Below are 15,812 nucleotides of genomic sequence, written 5' to 3'. Positions count from 1 at the left end.
GTTAAGGAGCAAGAATGACCCAACCGAACCTGAATATCGTCCCCTTCGTCAGCGTCGATCATATGATGAAGCTGGTGCTGTCTGTCGGCGTCGAGACTTTCCTCAAGGAACTCGCCGACTATGTCGAAGAAGATTTCCGCCGCTGGGAAAACTTCGACAAGACGCCGCGTGTGGCGTCGCACTCGAAGGAAGGCGTGATTGAGCTGATGCCGACGAGCGACGGAACGCTCTATGGCTTCAAGTATGTGAACGGCCATCCGAAGAACACGCGTGAAGGTCTCCAGACCGTTACGGCATTCGGCGTTCTTGCCGATGTGGGCAGCGGTTATCCGATGCTGCTGACCGAAATGACCATCCTGACCGCGCTGCGCACTGCCGCGACTTCGGCAGTTGCCGCCAAGCACCTGGCCCCGAAGAATTCCAGCACGATGGCCATCATCGGCAATGGCGCGCAAAGCGAATTCCAGGCTCTGGCTTTCAAGGCACTGCTCGGCGTCGACAAGCTGCGTCTCTACGATCTTGATCCGGAAGCGACTGCCAAGTGCATGCGCAACCTGCAGGGCGCCGGTTTCGACATCGTTGCCTGCAAGACGGTCGAAGAGGCTGTCGAGGGTGCGGACATCATCACCACCGTCACCGCCGACAAGGCCAATGCGACGATCCTGACGGACAACATGGTTGGCGCTGGCGTGCACATCAATGCAGTTGGCGGCGATTGCCCCGGCAAGACGGAACTGCACGGCGATATTCTGCGCCGTTCGGACATCTTCGTCGAGTACCCACCGCAGACCCGCATCGAAGGCGAAATCCAGCAGCTGCCGGAAGATTATCCGGTCAAGGAGCTTTGGGAAGTCATCACCGGCAAGATCGCCGGACGCAAGGATGCCCGCCAGATCACGCTGTTCGATTCCGTCGGCTTTGCGACCGAGGACTTCTCGGCCCTGCGCTATGTGCGTGACAAGCTGAAGGACACCGGCTTCTACGAAAAGCTGGATCTTCTTGCAGATCCAGATGAGCCGCGTGATCTCTACGGCATGCTGCTGCGTCACGAAAAGCTGCTGGAAGGCGAAAAGACCAAGCCAGCGGCCTGATCCGGTCTTTTGAACAGCTTCCACTTTTGGAAGACGGGCTCTACCTGTTGCAACCCTGCCGCGCTTGATGCACGGCAGGGGCACGTTTTCGCAGTAGCTGCGATAAATCCTTGGTGCCTTGCGCGATTTCCATTATTGCAGGATGTGATTTCTGTGATGGGGTGCATCAGGCATGGGCGACAGGGTGGAAAACGAAACATCCTACAGGCAACCGGCGAATGTTGTGCGGTCTGCCGCCAGTCCGGTCGTCTTCTGCGACACGCTGGGCCTTTATCAGGCCCCTGTTGGCCCATCTCTTGATACGGTTGTCTTGTTCGCAAGCCCCTGGGGGCTGGAAGAGCTCTGCACGACACGCAAATTCTGGCGCATCATCGCCGACAGACTTTCGGTGCAGGGGATAGGCTCCTTCCGCTTCGATTGGCCCGGTACGGGCGATGGACGCGACGACATCGAATTTTCCAAAGGGCTGGAGCTCTGGCGCAATACGCTTGCTGAAGCTGCCCGGAAGGCGCGTGACCTGTCCGGGGCAAGCCGCGTTATCATCATTGGACAGAGCCTTGGTGCAGCGATTGCTGCCGAAACTGCGGCCCGGATCGAAGGCATCGCAGCGTTGGCGCTTCTGGCGCCGGTCATTTCCGGGCGGTTCTACACGCGTGAACTGGCCGTCTGGTCGAGTATGGTCGATGCCGATCTGGGCCTGACGGACGAGCAAAGGATCAAGAACAGCGTTTCCATCGCATCGCTGACAATGCAGCCGGAAGTGGCCGCCGATGTAAAGAAGATCAATCTTCTGTCGCTGGAGACGAAGCCTGCGCCTCAATGCCTTTTGCTGGCGCGGACGGACCGTCCGAACGATGCCGAATTGGCAACGCATCTGGAAGGGCTGGGCGCCGATGTGACGGTTGAAGCTTTTACCGATTACGACAAGCTGATTTCGAACCCGGTCATCTCGCGCCTGCCGCTGGAAGTCGCGGACCGGCTTGTCGACTGGGCGGCAGGTCTGGCAGGTTCGCAGCCTGCGCAGAACAAGCCGGATGAAAGGGCACTCGGCGGCACTTTGACGGGTGACGGTTTTGTGGAAACGCCGGTGTCGTTCGGTTCCGGCAATCGCCTTTCAGGCGTTCTCTGCGCACCCGTGGGTGAGCGGCGCGGCAGAACGGTCCTGTTCCTCTCCGCAGCCTATGATCGACGTGTCGGGTGGGGGCGTACGACCGTCGATATGGCGCGCAAGCTTGCGCGGGAAGGGACAGCGTCGCTGCGCTTCGATATTGCGAATGCAGGCGACAGCCCGCCCAATCCGGGGATGCCGGAACAGGTGCTTTATACCAATGGGGCAGAGGCCGATGTTGCCGAAGCACTCGACTATCTCGACACTATTGGTTGGGGCCGTCCCATTATCGCAGGACGATGCAGCGGTGCCTTTCTGGGGTTCCACAGTGCCTTGAAAGACGAGCGCATTTCCGGTGCAGTCCTCGTCAATCCGGAGACGTTCTATTGGGCGCCGGGACGCTCTGTGGAAGATGCCGTTCGCGACGGCAAGCGTACGCTGGAGGATTATGGCAGCCGCGCGCTCCGCGCCGAAACATTCCAGCGCTTGTTTCGCGGTGAACTGGATATCCGTGCCATCCTGCGTAACATCTCGCGCGGGGTTGTCGGGCGTATTCGCGGGCTTGCACGCAAGCTTCTGCGCAGCCGCACAGTGGAAGGACGGGCAGTCTATTCGGCTTTTGACGAATTGAAGCAGCGTGAGGTGCTGCTGGCGCTGGTCTATGCCGAAAAGGATATCGGGCGCGAACATTTCAATTTCTATTTTGATCAGGCGGGCACCAAGCTGCAGGGCTACGACAATGCGTCAGTCGCCATCATTCCGGATGCCGATCATAATCTGACGCCGGAACATTCGCGCGAGATTTATATCGGCGCGATCCGCGCAATGGCCTTGCGGGGTTAGAACCAGACGATCCGTGACGAACCGGCGATGCGGATTTCTCCAGACGGTTTTTCGAGTGTTGCCTTACGTGGAGCAAGGGCGATGCGTTTCGTCTCGTTGGGAGCAAGGTGAAACCAGTTCTCGACAGCCCGCCAGTCACCTGCATCGATGCTGACAGATTGGGCCAGAACTGGCGTTTTCAGATCGAGGAACCAGTTTCCGTTCTCTTCGATGGGAGCTACTTCGATAGTGGCGTCGTGAAATGCCTTTGTTCGTCCGAGCGGAAAGTGAAATGCCTCGGCAATCGTAATGTCATTGCGCTTCAGTCGCGCAACGGTCACGTCATGGGCCGGAGGGCCGAAACGATAGGCGTAAGTGACATCGAAGAATGCGCCGAACAAATCCGTTGCGGCAATGGTGATCGCTGAACGACTGGCAATTGAAAGATCACGGCGGCCGGAAACCACCGGCTGCGAACCGGCGCGCAAACAGGTCAGTTCAAGCGAAAGATCAGCGGATTCTGCCTGCTCATTCAGAACATGAATCGCGAGGCCATTGACGCCTTCATCGGTCAAGGCGACCTGCTGTGGACGGAAGGCGCGTTTCAAACCATGCCATGAGGCTTTGGGTTCGCCGGTCGCATCGATCATGCCCCAACCGGCACCGGGCAGCAGGTCTTGGAACATCCAGAGAAGCGCACCGAAACAGGTGCTTCCCGGTCGTCTCCACTCGGCGAATGTCGCTTCCATCACTTCCGCCGTGACAGCGCGGGAAAGGTGGAGATACTGTTCCACATCCTCGCGCCGCAGCCGTGCCGGATCATAGCCGTACAGCATCTCCAGATAGGCGTCCCGCACATCCTCGAAATCCCAGGACACACCACGGTCGCGGGGCACGCGTGCTTTCCAGCGCGGATCGTGAACCGGGGGTACATCGAGATGGGTTTTCAGCGTGCGCGCTTCGGGCACGTTGGAGAAGGCCAGACATTCGGTCGCAAAGCGTACTTCCGCACGTCGCGCATCGTCCAGGGGACGGCAATAAGCGCTGACTCCATAGTAATGGCTGACGCCTTCATTGCTGATGAAGGGCAGGGCGCCATCGCAGGGCGAATTTGGAACATAGGGAATATTCGGGCAAAGTGCATTGGCGACACCGGGCAGAATTTCCTCGGTAAGCGGACCTTTCCACGTCGCTTCCGGCAGGCCCATCATTGCGCCCTGCTGGTAGATTTCGCTGCCGCCGCAAAGGACCGTCAGCGATGGCGCATGCCTGACAGCGGCCAGAAGCTGAGACGCTTCTGCCTGAACTTTTGCGACAAATGCTTCGTCCTTCACCGGATAGTCGAAATTGGCGAACATAAAGTCCTGCCACACCATGATGCCCAGCTCATCGCAGACAGTATAGAAATCCGGTGTCTCATAGGTGGTGATGCCGCTCAGCCGCAGCATGTTCATGCCCGCTTCCTGTGCGAGCTTCAGCCATGGTTCGTAATCGTCGCGGGCGCCGGGAAGGCGGACGATATCGGCAGAACTCCATACCGCGCCGCGGCAGAAAATCTTCTCGCCATTGATCCTGAGTGCAAAGCCCTTGCCGTCTGGCCCGCGATCAACCTTGATGCGGCGGAAGCCGGTGCGCCCGAGCGGGCGTAGTTCGCCGTCAAGTGAGAGTTCGACATTGTGAAGCGTCGGATTGCCATGCGTGTGTGGCCACCATGGTTCAATATTAGGAAGCGTCAGCCTTGCCGTCCAATGATTGTCAGTCTGGCGCTTGCAGGCGATTTGTTGCCCTGCGCAATGGAGAATGGGTGCCTCGGCCTTGCCGCTATAGGTAAAGCTGACCTGAAGTTCGCCATCACCGGTTTCGGCCAGCCTTGCCTGAATGGCGATGTCGGATATGGTCTCCGTATCAGAACGGCTGATGGAAATCGGACGCCATGGACCCACGGCATGCACTTCCGGGCACCAGCCTGGCATATAGCCAAGCGCGGTCGTGCGGATGAGGCGCAGACCTTGCGTGTTCATCAGTTGCGTGCGCCAGCGGGCGCGTGGACCTTTTTGGCTGAGGCAAGGCGCGAGCGCGCGAAAACAGAGGGCAAGCTCGTCCTTGCCGGTCAGTGTAACGGGCAGATCATGGCCGAGAAACATGCTGTCGGTTTGCAGCAGCAACTCGCCATTGAAAAAGATGTCGCAAATCGTGGCAAGCCCGCCAAAATGGAGTGTGGCGGGGCCGGGTGTCTCCTCGATATCAAGGAAATACCAGGCTTGCCTGTTATCGAGCGCTACGGGATTGTTTCGGTCGAAATGCCCCGATTTTTCAAGAGCTTCCGCCACTGTGCCGGGCACCGGCGCGTCATTGATCGCCGCACTGGACTTGGCATCATGCGGCGTTTGCGCCGCATCCGGCCCGATGACAGCAAGCCGCCAGCCGGTCGAGAGCGGTCGGTTGGTCGGGTTTAGTTCAAGCCGCATCGCGACCAAGTTCCGCTGCAAGCGCTGCCGTCATCCGATCCCAGGCATCTGCCGCCGGTTGTAGCGTTCCGGCCAATGTGTCGAATTTCTTGCGCATGACGGCGCGGGCGAGCTGGAACTGAACAGCCTTTGCCGTTTCCGCAATCTGCAAGGCATCTGCCGAGGCCGTTGCAAAGCGCCTGCCTTGTCCGAGCCAGTCAAGATGACTTGCTGCGAGTTCGAAATTCGCGCCGAGCTGGCGCAGCGTGTTGAATGCATATTTATGGAAGAAGCCGAACGGGCGTTCCGCGATTGCTTCAACCTGTCCCGGAAACACGCTGGCAAAGGCACGGATCGGGTTTTCCTTCGGCCTGCGGGCAAAGTGGCGGGGCAGAAGGATTTCGGCAACGCGTCGCTGATGCGCCTCATCCGGCACATGCTTCGGAAACTTGGCAAATTCCGTATAGGGCAGGAAGGGCAGGTCGGTTTCCGTCAGATGACGCTGGAAAACGCCGTCGAAATCCTCACCTTCGAGGTGATAGAAACCGCCATTGTGGAAATAGTCCAGCAAGCGGTTTTCGACGTCCATACGGTTGATGGCGATGGTCGTCTTGCCATGTTCCGTGCGATAGCTGACGCCGTGCGTATCCGGCATGAAGTAGCTGTCCATTTCGATCATGCACAGACGTCCGCGCGCGATCTGCTCGGCGACATGGCTTTCCACATGATCAAAAATCGCAAGCTCCGTCGCCCGAACGCCATAAAGGGCTTCGAGGTCTTCCAGCGGCACCTTGAAGAAGGTGAACTGGTCGCCCTCGAAATCCTGTGTCAGCGTGAAACCGAGCATGGCTTCCGGAGCGACACCCAATGTTGCCAGCACTTCGATCCAAAGATCGACATAGCAGTTTGTTTCCGGCCAGATACGCGTCTGGGCATGCAAAGCGTGCGGCGTGTAACGGTCGGGCGCGATGTTCGGAAAAACTGCCTGCATGGTCGTGATCAGCCCCACAATTCCTTGCGTACGTTTTCCGGCCAGATTTCAACATCCAGACCGTGATGATGGAAGAGCGCCAGCGCGATGCGCTCCAGTCCGAACCCGACGCAGGCCGTGTGCGCCACGGCACCGTCATCGAGGGAGAGGCCCCACTTCACGCCGAACTGGTCCTGATGATAGTTGAAGCTCATGCAAGCGGTCGGCTTTTCGACGCTGGTGATCGGGATCAGCAGCTCGAATTTCAGGTTCTGGTCGCGCTGGTTGTTGACCAGCAACTTGCCTGCGCGTCCGAAGAACGGGTCGTTGGCGACGTCGATTTCGACCGGCAGTCCGACCTTCTTCATCATTTCCGTGCCACGGTCGATCCAGAGCTGGCGGAACGACATCACATCGGCTTCGGTGCCCATGCGCACATACTCACGCATGCGGAAAAGCTGCTGGCGGGCAGGGTCGATCGACGGTTCATGACGGAAGCAATAGGATTGCAGGTCGTAAAGCCCGCCGCCCTGCGGCAGCGGTCCGCGTTTGGCTACAGTCGGATAGAGCGGATAACAGGCCGCAGGCGTCAGCACGATGTCTGTTGCTTTTTGCTCCAGCGTCCAGTCCGTGCCTTCATCCATGCATTTGATGAGATTGACGTGGTCAAGCTCGCAGCCACAGAAGCTGTGCACGGTGCCGGCCAGCTGCGGGAAGCTTTTCATGTAGCCACTTTTCTCGAAAAAAGCGCGGTTCATGCCGGGTGGAAAGCGGATCGCTTCGGCGCCGTCATTGCCTCCGGTACGGTCGATCAGGCGTTCAAACGCCTGGATGACATCTTCGAACTGGCCGGAACGTCCGTATAGGCCTTCCACGCCGGTGTCGATCAGGAGACCGGAATCGAAAAGCCGGTTTAGAAATGATCTCTGAGCATCCATGGCAATTACCCCAAAAGGCTGGTGTTCTGTTTGTGAATGAGCAGCATGGTGGCCGTATTGCCGAGGATGCGCTCGTTTGAAATCATCAACTGCGCCGAATGCGCGTCACGCAGATGGCGGCCGAGGCTGAAAGGCGTACCGTTCTTGTAACCCATGATGCCGCAGACCAGCATGGCATGATTGATGATCTGAAGGATCGTCTGCGATGCGGCAATCTTGAGATTGTTCATCGCAATCGCAAAGCCCATCGAGGCCAGCTTGTCCGGATCGTGCTTTGCTTCGCGATAGGTCTTGAGGCAAGCGACGATTTCGGATTTCAGCATCTGAAGCATGTTGGACGCTTCGGCTACGCGCAGAGCGCCCGGCTGCGGCGCACCCGGATTGCGCTTTGCTGCGGCGCGCACGAATGCCTGCGCGCGGTTGACCGCATCGACGGCGATGCCATACCAGAGCGAACTCCACAGCGTATGCGACTGCGCCAGCATGGATTGGGCTGCGATTTCGGCAAAGGGATGCGGCAGGATCTGCACCTTGTCCGCCTCGCCACGGAATACAAAACCTTCCGAGCAGGTGCCACGCATGCCGAGCGTGTCCCAGTCATGGGTCCTTTCGAGCGTGTACTGGTCCTTCAGGAACACGGTCATCACCTGATCCGACGATGCGGCATCCTTGTGGGAGCGCGATGTGATCAGAATGGCATCCGCATAGGTACCATAGGAAATGACGGTGGCGTTCTTTTCCAGACGGCAGATATCACCTTCGACCTCGATGGCGCAGATCGAGAGTTGCGCAGATCGCCGCCAATGCCGCCTTCGGTCGTAGCCGAAGCAAGCAGTAGCTGGTCCTTTGCGACCTTGCGCATGAAGTCCCGGTGCCATTCAACCGTCTGGCCGTGCTCCACCAGGCTTGAAAGCTTGATGTGATGCATGGCGAAAATCATGGCGCTCGATGCACAAGACTGACCAAGAACACAGCACAGTTCTGCAATCTGGTCGATCTCTGCACTCTCGCCGCCGAATTCGCTCGGCACCTGAATGCCCAGCAGACCTTCGGCCTTCATCGCATCGATTGCTTCACACGGGAAGCGGCCTTCCTTATCGACGCTATCGGAAAATTTACCCGCTATGGCCGCAACGCGGCCCACGCGCTCTGAAAGACTGTTTCCCGCCCCGGCATTCATTATGCGGCCTCTTTGTCCTTGAGAATTTGGGTGATCGTCTGTTCGATGGCCTTGATGCTCGCAAAAGATTTGCGATTGAGATACTGGTCCGGAAATTCGATGTCGAACTTGTCTTCCAGGCCAAGCATGAGCTGGACCGATGCAAAGGAGGACAGGCCCGCGCTGTAAAGGTCGGCATCGTCGGCGATGTCCGTCACCGGGCCCGGCAGGCCGCCGACCTTGGCCAAAAGTTCGCGAATGGATTCATTCATAGTTTAACTCCCTGCATATCCGCTCAAGTCGAAACTTCACGTCTGGGTTGACGCGATACACGATCTATCGAGCTTTCAAAAAAGCTACGGTAACTGTTCGAAATTCTGCCCCTTTATGCAAGTGATATGTTGCGAATATTAGTTAATCCGCAAGCACACCATCGTGCGTCAGGCTTTATCTGCTCCCGCAAGCCTTTATTTTCTATTGACGCAACTGAATTGCGGCCCGGCTATTCTGCGGACGTGCTTATATAGTTAAATATTCGATGACAAGATGGGTGGCATTGCCCGCAAGGGTTGCGTCCTCTTGTGGTTAAAGAGGGCGGTGCGAATGCCGTGGTGCGGAAATCTGTCCCGTATTGGTAGCAATCGCCATTTCAAAACTGTCGGCAATGCGCCGTGCCCGGTCTATGAAAATGATCGCGGCTTCCGGCGGGAAGATTTCGCGTGCGGTTGTCTCAAAAAGGTCGAGCCAACGGTCGAAATGTTCGTTCTTGAGTCCCAGTTTCAGATGTGGCGCCATGGGGCGGCCTTCATAATTGCCGGTCTTGAGAATAACCGACGACCAGAATGCGGCGATCTGTGCGATGTGATGATCCCAATCATGAACCGCATCGGCAAAGATCGGCCCGATGACTTCATCCTCGCGTGCGCGTCCATAGAAAGTGGCCACTAGTTTCTCGATTGAAACCGGATCGATGGACGGGTGAGGCTGGTTGATGAGAACAGTCATGATCGCTTGTCGATTGCCTTTCGCCGGGTAGCGGGCTTTGGGCCGGATATAGTCGCTGCGCCGGCCACAATCCAGTGAAGTGTTGCCGCATGGCCATCAACTTCCCGTTGGCGAAACTGCTGCCACGATTTAATAGTCTAAATGTCTAATATAGTTGAGGGAGAGATGAATGCGGGTGTTTCTGCTTGCGGGTCTGTTGACCCTGGCGACAACTGGGGCAGGCTTTGCTGCTTCGTGCGAACAGAATTTCAAGTCCGAGGGTGTTCCACTCGTAACAGCGATTAGCTATCGCTCGACACAAAGCTTTGCCGGTGTGAAATCATCGACCGCCTTGCAGCGTCTGGCGCAAGCCGTCGCAGCCGAAGGGTTTTCGGGCATCAAGGTCAACAAGCAGCTCGCTTCGATTGACGCGTTTCAGGAAACAACCGGATCGGGTCGCATCCAGACCTTGCGCGTCACTGCACGGGCGCAGGGTAAAGGCACTCGTGTCGATGCGATCTTCAGTATTCAGGCGGGGCAGGCGACCAGCAAGTCGGTGGTACGCGAAGGGCTTTGTCGCATCATCGCAGCTGCAGCGAATTAAAACTTATAGCCTGATGGCCATCGCCGTCAGGCTATCTTTTGCATCAATTCGATACGATTGCCGAACGGATCGTGGATGTAGCAACGCTCATAACCGTGCAGCGGCTCATCCCCGATGGTTTCGATGCCTGCTCGCGTCAGATGCGCGATCGTGTTATGGAGGTTATCGACCAGAAATGCAGGGTGTGCCTTGCGCGCAGGTGCGAAAGGACGTTCGACGCCCAGATGAAGCCTGATTGCTCCATTCTCAAACCAGCAACCGCCACGAGCCGCCAGATTCTCAGGCTTTGGAACTTCCGCAAAGCCGAGGGTCGAACCATAAAAATCGCGCGCTTTCTGCTCCTGACCTTCAGGCATTGCCAGTTGAACATGATCGAGAGCGATGATTTGCATGAATGTGCCGACGTTAAATAATGACGCGCACAACATAAAGCGCATCGATAGCCAGTCAAGCTATAGGCATTTGACACAGATGTCTGGAGAGGGAGAACGATGGTAGCGGAGGAGGGATTCGAACCCCCGACACAAGGATTATGATTCCTCTGCTCTAACCTACTGAGCTACTCCGCCACGCGTCGCTTTACAGAGACAACTTCATGATCGCCGTTTCCGGTGGGACAAATCGTTGTTCCTGCAAGGAATGGCGGCGGTATATGTGCGGAATGAAATGCTGTCAAGCACTCTTCGCATAGCTTTCGTCTTGTTTTCTATCATTTGCACCGATAAGGAACTTGGCATCAGCAAAGGCATAGTTTTATGGCACCTCGTATTGCGGTTTTGGGTTGCGGCTATTGGGGCGGCAATCACATTCGTACCCTGAAGAGCCTCGGTGCCCTTCAGGCAGTCTCGGACTCAAGGGCAGAACAGGCGGAACGCTTCGCGACCGAGTTCAATGTTCCGAGCATTCCCGTCGATGAATTGTTCACGCGTCCAGACATTGATGGCATCGTTCTGGCGCTGCCAGCGCAGTTTCATTCACAATATGCCATTCAGGCAGTGAAAAACGGCAAGGACGTTCTGGTCGAAAAGCCGATCGCGCTCGACATTCCGGCTGCAGAAGCCGAAGTGGAAGCTGCCCGCGAAAACGGTCGCGTGTTCATGGTTGGCCATGTGCTGCGTTTCCACCCGGCCTTCGAGAAGCTTCTCGACATGGTGAAAAGCGGTGAGCTCGGCGACATTCGCTATGTGCATTCGCATCGTGTCGGGTTCGGCAAGTTCCACAACGAGTTCGATGCCCTGTGGGATCTTGCGCCGCACGATCTTTCGATGATCCTGGCTATCACCGGGGAAGAACCGAGCGCGGTTCGCGGAGAGGGTGTTGCGACACTCGATCATCTCACCGACATCGCCCATCTTCATCTCGATTTTCCGAATGGCATCCGCGGCCACCTGTTTGCATCGCGCCTGAATGCTTATCGTGAACGCCGTCTGACCGTTACCGGCACAAAGGGCATGGCTGTCTTCGATGACGGCGAACCATGGGATCGCAAGCTTGCGCTCTACAGCCATGAAGTCTGGCGGGAAAACGACCAGTGGTCTTTCAAATCCGTCGAGCCTGTCTATATCCCGGTTGAGGAAGGCATGCCGCTGACACGCGAATTGCAGCATTTCCTGCATTGCATCGAGACGCGCGAAAAGCCGCGTACCGATGGCAAGGAAGCAATCAGTGTGCTGCGTATCCTCACGGAAGGCACTGTCCGGCACCCGCGCTAAAGGGGAGCCGTGCGATCCGCGTCAACTGCGTCAAGCGGTGTTACAGGAATCGCAAAACTTTGAACGCTCTGGCCATAGCGGGGCAGGGCGCAAGCGAATAAATAGGTTGCCGAGGATTCGCATATCCATTTGTGCGGGCCAGATATATTGGAGCCAACATGCAGTTTATTGATCTTGGAGCGCAGCGCGCGCGTATCGAAGACCGTCTCAATGCCGCCATTTCCAAGGTTGTTGCGGAAGGCCGTTATATTCTTGGACCGGAAGTGGCCGAATTCGAAAAGAAGCTCGGTGAATATCTGGGTGTGGAACACGTCATCGCCTGCGCCAATGGCACCGATGCCTTGCAGATGCCCCTGATGGCACGCGGTATCGGCCCGGGTGACGCGGTGTTCGTTCCGTCTTTCACCTTCGCTGCCACGGCGGAAGTTGTTGCGCTGGTTGGCGCAGAGCCGGTGTTCATCGATGTAGACGCGGACACATACAATCTGAATATCGAACAGCTTGAAGCTGCCATCGCCGCTATCCGTAAGGAAGGCCGTCTGCAGCCGAAAGCGATTATCCCGGTCGATCTGTTCGGTCTGGCTGCCGACTATAACCGCATCAGCGCCATCGCCGACCGCGAAGGCCTGTTCGTCATCGAAGACGCTGCACAGTCGATCGGCGGCAAGCGTGACAATGTCATGTGTGGTGCTTTCGGCCATGTCGGTGCGACGAGCTTCTATCCGGCCAAGCCTCTCGGCTGCTATGGCGACGGTGGTGCCATGTTCACCAACGACGCCGAACTGGCCGATACGCTGCGCTCGGTGCTGTTCCACGGCAAGGGCGAAACCCAGTACGACAATGTCCGTATCGGCATCAACTCGCGTCTCGATACGATTCAGGCTGCCGTCCTTCTGGAAAAGCTTGCGATCCTGGAAGACGAAATGGAAGCACGTGACCGCATCGCCAAGCGCTACAACGAAGCGCTGAAGGATGTCGTCAAGGTTCCCGCCCTTCCGGCTGGCAACCGTTCGGCATGGGCTCAGTATTCCATCGAGAGCGAAAATCGTGACGGCCTGAAGGCGCATCTTCAGGCGGAAGGCATTCCTTCGGTCATCTATTATGTGAAGCCGCTGCACCAGCAGACGGCATACAAGCATTATCCGGTTGCGCCGGGTGGACTTCCGATTTCGGAAAGCCTGCCGAACCGCATTCTGAGCCTGCCGATGCACCCCTATCTGTCGGAAGCCGATCATGACAAGATCATCGGCGCCATCCGTGGTTTTCACGGAAAGAAGGCCTGATCTATCTCAACCTTATTGACGAAAAACCCGGCGAAAGCCGGGTTTTTTATTTGTCATGCCTGTAAGTTCAATTGCCAGGAAACGCCGTATTTGTCCTTGATCCAGGCGAAAAGCTTGCTGAACCCGTAATTGTCGAGCGGCATCAGCGTCTCACCACCTTCTGATAGCTTTTCAAAAACGCTGGTCAGGCTTTCCTCATCATGGAAATCGACGAACAGCGATATGGATGGATTGAAATCGAACTGATGCGGAATGGGGCTGTCGATGACGATCAGCCGGTGTTCGGCAAAGGTCACACGTGCAATCTGCACCTTCCCGGGACTACCGCTCGCTTCGTCATAGATTTTGATCGACTCGATCAGGAAGTCGGGAAAGATCGAACGATATGTTTCCAGAGCTGCGCCTGCACTGCCCTGAAACATGAGATGGGTGCAAACCTGTGTCATTCAGAAAGCGTAACACGGTCCCGCCAGTTTCGGCAATCGGGCTGTTATAGCAGGGCGTTAAGATGCAAATGCATCACGCCCTGAGAATGCTCAATCGCCGCACGGGCTTAACCAAGTCTCGATGAGTCAAACGCAACGAGACTTGGTATTAAAGGTTCTTTTTCATGATCCGCTTATCGATGCGCGCAGCGATGAAGCGGGCGATGGCAGGACCTGCCAGAAGCACGATGAAGAAGCGGCTGGTCTGCATCGCGATGATGAAGGGCAGGTCGACATTGCTTGATGCTGCGATGATTGCAACAGTATCGGCGCCGCCGGGACTGGTAGCGAGATAGGCGGTCAGCGGATCGAGTCCCAGCACGTGACCGAGCGCCATGCCGAAAAGTCCGCAAACGGCAATGAGGAGCAGCGTGGATGTCAGCACCGCTGGAAAAGCCCGCGCGGCATGAGCGATGATGGCGCGTGAGAAGCCAAGGCCGATGCGCCATCCGATAAGCAGGTAGCTGACCGCGAGCAGCCATGGTGGCAGGTCAATGGTGATGAAACCGGTGTCCTGAAGCAATGCGCCCAGTACAAGCGGCACGAGCATGGCGCCGGTGGGGATGCGGAGAATTTCTCCAAGGAACGAGCCGCCGACAATCAGAAGCACTGTCGGGCCGAGGGTGGACCAGTCGATGGGCGGAAACCAGACGATTTCGACAGGCGCAACGGTCTCCACGCCTGTGCTGAGGCGCAGGACGAGCGAAGCGGCTGTGGCGACCAGCACCACACGCAGATATTGCATGAAGGCGACGAGACGAGCATCGGCTCCATGGGCTTCGGCCATCAGTGTCATTGCGGTGGCAGCGCCCGGAGAAGATCCCCATACAGCAGTTGTTCCGGGCAGGATGCGAAACCGCGCGAGCAGATAGCCGATAAAAGTGCTGGTAAACAGCACATAGCCGACGGAGAGCAGGATAACGGGCAGGTGTTGACCCATGCTGGTGAAAAACTCCGCCGTGATCGAACGGGCGATAAGGCAGCCGACAACGCCTTGGGCTAACAGCGACAGCCAGCGATGAACCCGCAAGGTGCTTTCGCCTGCAGCCATCAGGATTGCGCCGAGCATCGCGCCAAGGAGCATGGCGGCAGGTAGCTGCAGCACTTCCCCTGCAAAAATCAGAATAGCGGAAAACACAGCCAGCAAGACCCATTGGATTGGTCTGGCTCTGTTCCTGAAACTGAACTTGCTTTGGGTCGAATTCGGCCCTGAGGGGGAGGTTTTCTGCATTGCCCTTCCTCACTACATCTGGGGAGGAAGCTATGCAAATCCGATTTTACTCGGGAAATATTGATTTCTAAATATCAATATACTGAGGAAAAAGAGGTGCTTGCAGCAAACGGCAAGACGCCGCTTTTCGACAAAAGCAGCGTCTTGAATTTCCGTATGGCCGCTTCGATCAGCCGATCATGGCGCGGCGCTGGTTGACAGGGCGCTCGATCACTTCCCGCGGAGCCTTGCCACCGTCGCGTTCTTCGAGCGCTTCGGCTTTCGTCAGTTCGGTTTCCGCAGCCGACAATTCGGCTTCGGCCGCTTCCTTCTGGGACATCAGGTCGCGAATCGATACGAAGAGATTGTCGCGCCGCTGGCGTGCCGCCTTGGCGAAGGTCGGATAAGCGAAATGATTGATGTCAGTGATGCCAGCTTTTTTCTCTTCCGATAGAATCTGGGCGTCGAGTTCTCCGGCCATCCGTTCGAACTCGCCGATCATCAGGTCGAGCTGGCCCAGTTGACGGCGTTTTTCCTTCACCTGGAACAGTTTCAGCCTGACTAGGCTTTCACGTGGCTTCATACGCAATACTCCTTGAACACCAACCAGCTTCATGTGTTGGGGCGTTCCCCCCGACTTTATTAACAGGTGTAAACGAGCAAAACGCACCCGATCCACCGCCGAATCTCCTTGCGAATCCAAGCCCCTAAAGGGGAAATCATCGCAGCCGTTCTTCCGAAAGGGCTCAACAAGCGAAACAAAAAGTTAAGAATTCGCTCGTTTGGTAACCATTCCTTTACCGGCGAAGTTAATCATACGCGTTAGGACTTAAGGCTCGGTAAACCTCGTGTGGTTTTTCGGCAACAGGCGAAAGCTAGAGTCAGATGAATCGCTTAGCGAAGATTCTTAATGCGATGCTTTAGAGTCATCAGAATGAGAATGTCTTTATGATTCAGGCGCGTAAGAGAATTTTCTAAACAGGGCAGAAATATGCTTGC

Annotated in this window: 14 protein-coding genes, 1 tRNA gene and 1 pseudogene; 5 read left to right on the top strand and 11 right to left on the bottom strand. The window is 56.8% G+C overall.

The window, feature by feature from the left end:
* Positions 1-14: 14 nt before the first annotated feature.
* Together OHI65_RS18580 and OHI65_RS18575 are read left to right on the top strand one after the other, a co-directional pair.
* On the top strand, positions 15-1,091 hold the full coding sequence (locus OHI65_RS18580; protein WP_071633100.1) for an ornithine cyclodeaminase: 1,077 nt from the start codon (positions 15-17) through the stop codon (positions 1,089-1,091).
* 172 nt (positions 1,092-1,263) lie between these two features.
* Entirely contained in the window at positions 1,264-3,042 is a 1,779-nt protein-coding gene (locus tag OHI65_RS18575) for an alpha/beta fold hydrolase (protein ID WP_125300031.1), read from the top strand.
* On the opposite strand, the gene OHI65_RS18570 is transcribed toward OHI65_RS18575, so the two are convergent.
* The 6 genes and pseudogenes from OHI65_RS18570 to OHI65_RS18545 form a co-directional block, all read right to left on the bottom strand.
* Positions 3,039-5,489, bottom strand: coding sequence for a glycoside hydrolase family 2 protein (locus tag OHI65_RS18570; protein ID WP_125300032.1), 2,451 nt, complete (start codon positions 5,487-5,489; stop codon positions 3,039-3,041). The two genes, OHI65_RS18575 and OHI65_RS18570, sit on opposite strands and share 4 nt — an antisense overlap.
* A complete protein-coding gene (locus tag OHI65_RS18565; protein WP_125300033.1) occupies positions 5,479-6,459 on the bottom strand; it encodes a DUF1839 family protein in 981 nt (326 codons plus the stop codon). Before OHI65_RS18565 ends, OHI65_RS18570 begins: the two co-directional genes overlap by 11 nt.
* Before the next feature lie 8 nt (positions 6,460-6,467).
* The gene (locus tag OHI65_RS18560; RefSeq protein ID WP_125300034.1) at positions 6,468-7,376 is read right to left on the bottom strand and encodes an amino acid--[acyl-carrier-protein] ligase; all 909 of its coding nucleotides are present in this window, start codon (positions 7,374-7,376) and stop codon (positions 6,468-6,470) included.
* 5 nt (positions 7,377-7,381) lie between these two features.
* Positions 7,382-8,556, bottom strand: a pseudogene (locus tag OHI65_RS18555) (acyl-CoA dehydrogenase family protein).
* The gene (locus OHI65_RS18550) at positions 8,556-8,807 is read right to left on the bottom strand and encodes an acyl carrier protein (protein ID WP_006467457.1); all 252 of its coding nucleotides are present in this window, start codon (positions 8,805-8,807) and stop codon (positions 8,556-8,558) included. Before OHI65_RS18550 ends, OHI65_RS18555 begins: the two are co-directional and overlap by 1 nt.
* 313 nt (positions 8,808-9,120) lie before the next feature.
* Positions 9,121-9,540 (bottom strand): group III truncated hemoglobin, encoded by a 420-nt coding sequence (locus OHI65_RS18545; protein ID WP_125300036.1) that lies wholly within the window; start codon positions 9,538-9,540, stop codon positions 9,121-9,123.
* A gap of 169 nt (positions 9,541-9,709) precedes the next feature.
* Between OHI65_RS18545 and OHI65_RS18540 the strand changes: the two genes are divergently transcribed.
* Entirely contained in the window at positions 9,710-10,123 is a 414-nt protein-coding gene (locus tag OHI65_RS18540; RefSeq protein ID WP_071633094.1) for a hypothetical protein, read from the top strand.
* A 26-nt stretch (positions 10,124-10,149) separates the two neighbouring features.
* Here OHI65_RS18540 and OHI65_RS18535 read toward each other — a convergent pair whose 3' ends face one another.
* A complete protein-coding gene (locus OHI65_RS18535) occupies positions 10,150-10,515 on the bottom strand; it encodes a VOC family protein (protein WP_040129141.1) in 366 nt (121 codons plus the stop codon).
* Positions 10,516-10,615: 100 nt separating this feature from the next.
* A tRNA-Met gene (locus tag OHI65_RS18530) sits at positions 10,616-10,692 on the bottom strand.
* A 186-nt stretch (positions 10,693-10,878) separates the two neighbouring features.
* On the opposite strand from OHI65_RS18530, the gene OHI65_RS18525 reads away from it, so the two are divergent.
* Both OHI65_RS18525 and OHI65_RS18520 read left to right on the top strand, forming a co-directional pair.
* Positions 10,879-11,835 (top strand): Gfo/Idh/MocA family protein, encoded by a 957-nt coding sequence (locus OHI65_RS18525; protein ID WP_125300037.1) that lies wholly within the window; start codon positions 10,879-10,881, stop codon positions 11,833-11,835.
* Positions 11,836-11,993: 158 nt separating this feature from the next.
* Positions 11,994-13,118 carry a DegT/DnrJ/EryC1/StrS family aminotransferase gene (locus OHI65_RS18520; RefSeq protein WP_012091619.1) on the top strand — a complete coding sequence of 375 codons (1,125 nt, stop codon included), beginning with the start codon at positions 11,994-11,996 and terminating at the stop codon, positions 13,116-13,118.
* A 53-nt stretch (positions 13,119-13,171) separates the two neighbouring features.
* Here OHI65_RS18520 and OHI65_RS18515 read toward each other — a convergent pair whose 3' ends face one another.
* From OHI65_RS18515 to OHI65_RS18505, 3 genes are all read right to left on the bottom strand, one after another.
* Entirely contained in the window at positions 13,172-13,564 is a 393-nt protein-coding gene (locus OHI65_RS18515) for a VOC family protein (protein WP_012091620.1), read from the bottom strand.
* Positions 13,565-13,712: 148 nt separating this feature from the next.
* Positions 13,713-14,834 (bottom strand): AbrB family transcriptional regulator, encoded by a 1,122-nt coding sequence (locus OHI65_RS18510; RefSeq protein WP_125300038.1) that lies wholly within the window; start codon positions 14,832-14,834, stop codon positions 13,713-13,715.
* A gap of 169 nt (positions 14,835-15,003) precedes the next feature.
* Positions 15,004-15,396, bottom strand: coding sequence for a hypothetical protein (locus tag OHI65_RS18505; RefSeq protein ID WP_006472627.1), 393 nt, complete (start codon positions 15,394-15,396; stop codon positions 15,004-15,006).
* Positions 15,397-15,812: the final 416 nt, after the last annotated feature.

Source organism: Brucella sp. MAB-22, from assembly GCF_025908475.1.
GTDB classification, from domain to species: domain Bacteria; phylum Pseudomonadota; class Alphaproteobacteria; order Rhizobiales; family Rhizobiaceae; genus Brucella; species Brucella anthropi.
Note: the sequence above shows the minus strand (reverse complement) of the source record. Positions and strands in the feature narration are given on the sequence as shown.

Coding starts and splice junctions, on each gene's coding strand:
- OHI65_RS18560 (WP_125300034.1), bottom strand. CDS start 7,376: ATGGATGCTCAGAGATCATTTCTAAACCGGCTTTTCGATTCCGGTCTC.
- OHI65_RS18505 (WP_006472627.1), bottom strand. CDS start 15,396: ATGAAGCCACGTGAAAGCCTAGTCAGGCTGAAACTGTTCCAGGTGAAG.
- OHI65_RS18535 (WP_040129141.1), bottom strand. CDS start 10,515: ATGCAAATCATCGCTCTCGATCATGTTCAACTGGCAATGCCTGAAGGT.
- OHI65_RS18540 (WP_071633094.1), top strand. CDS start 9,710: ATGCGGGTGTTTCTGCTTGCGGGTCTGTTGACCCTGGCGACAACTGGG.
- OHI65_RS18565 (WP_125300033.1), bottom strand. CDS start 6,459: ATGCAGGCAGTTTTTCCGAACATCGCGCCCGACCGTTACACGCCGCAC.
- OHI65_RS18580 (WP_071633100.1), top strand. CDS start 15: ATGACCCAACCGAACCTGAATATCGTCCCCTTCGTCAGCGTCGATCAT.
- OHI65_RS18510 (WP_125300038.1), bottom strand. CDS start 14,834: ATGCAGAAAACCTCCCCCTCAGGGCCGAATTCGACCCAAAGCAAGTTC.
- OHI65_RS18525 (WP_125300037.1), top strand. CDS start 10,879: ATGGCACCTCGTATTGCGGTTTTGGGTTGCGGCTATTGGGGCGGCAAT.
- OHI65_RS18570 (WP_125300032.1), bottom strand. CDS start 5,489: ATGCGGCTTGAACTAAACCCGACCAACCGACCGCTCTCGACCGGCTGG.
- OHI65_RS18550 (WP_006467457.1), bottom strand. CDS start 8,807: ATGAATGAATCCATTCGCGAACTTTTGGCCAAGGTCGGCGGCCTGCCG.
- OHI65_RS18575 (WP_125300031.1), top strand. CDS start 1,264: ATGGGCGACAGGGTGGAAAACGAAACATCCTACAGGCAACCGGCGAAT.
- OHI65_RS18545 (WP_125300036.1), bottom strand. CDS start 9,540: ATGACTGTTCTCATCAACCAGCCTCACCCGTCCATCGATCCGGTTTCA.
- OHI65_RS18520 (WP_012091619.1), top strand. CDS start 11,994: ATGCAGTTTATTGATCTTGGAGCGCAGCGCGCGCGTATCGAAGACCGT.
- OHI65_RS18515 (WP_012091620.1), bottom strand. CDS start 13,564: ATGACACAGGTTTGCACCCATCTCATGTTTCAGGGCAGTGCAGGCGCA.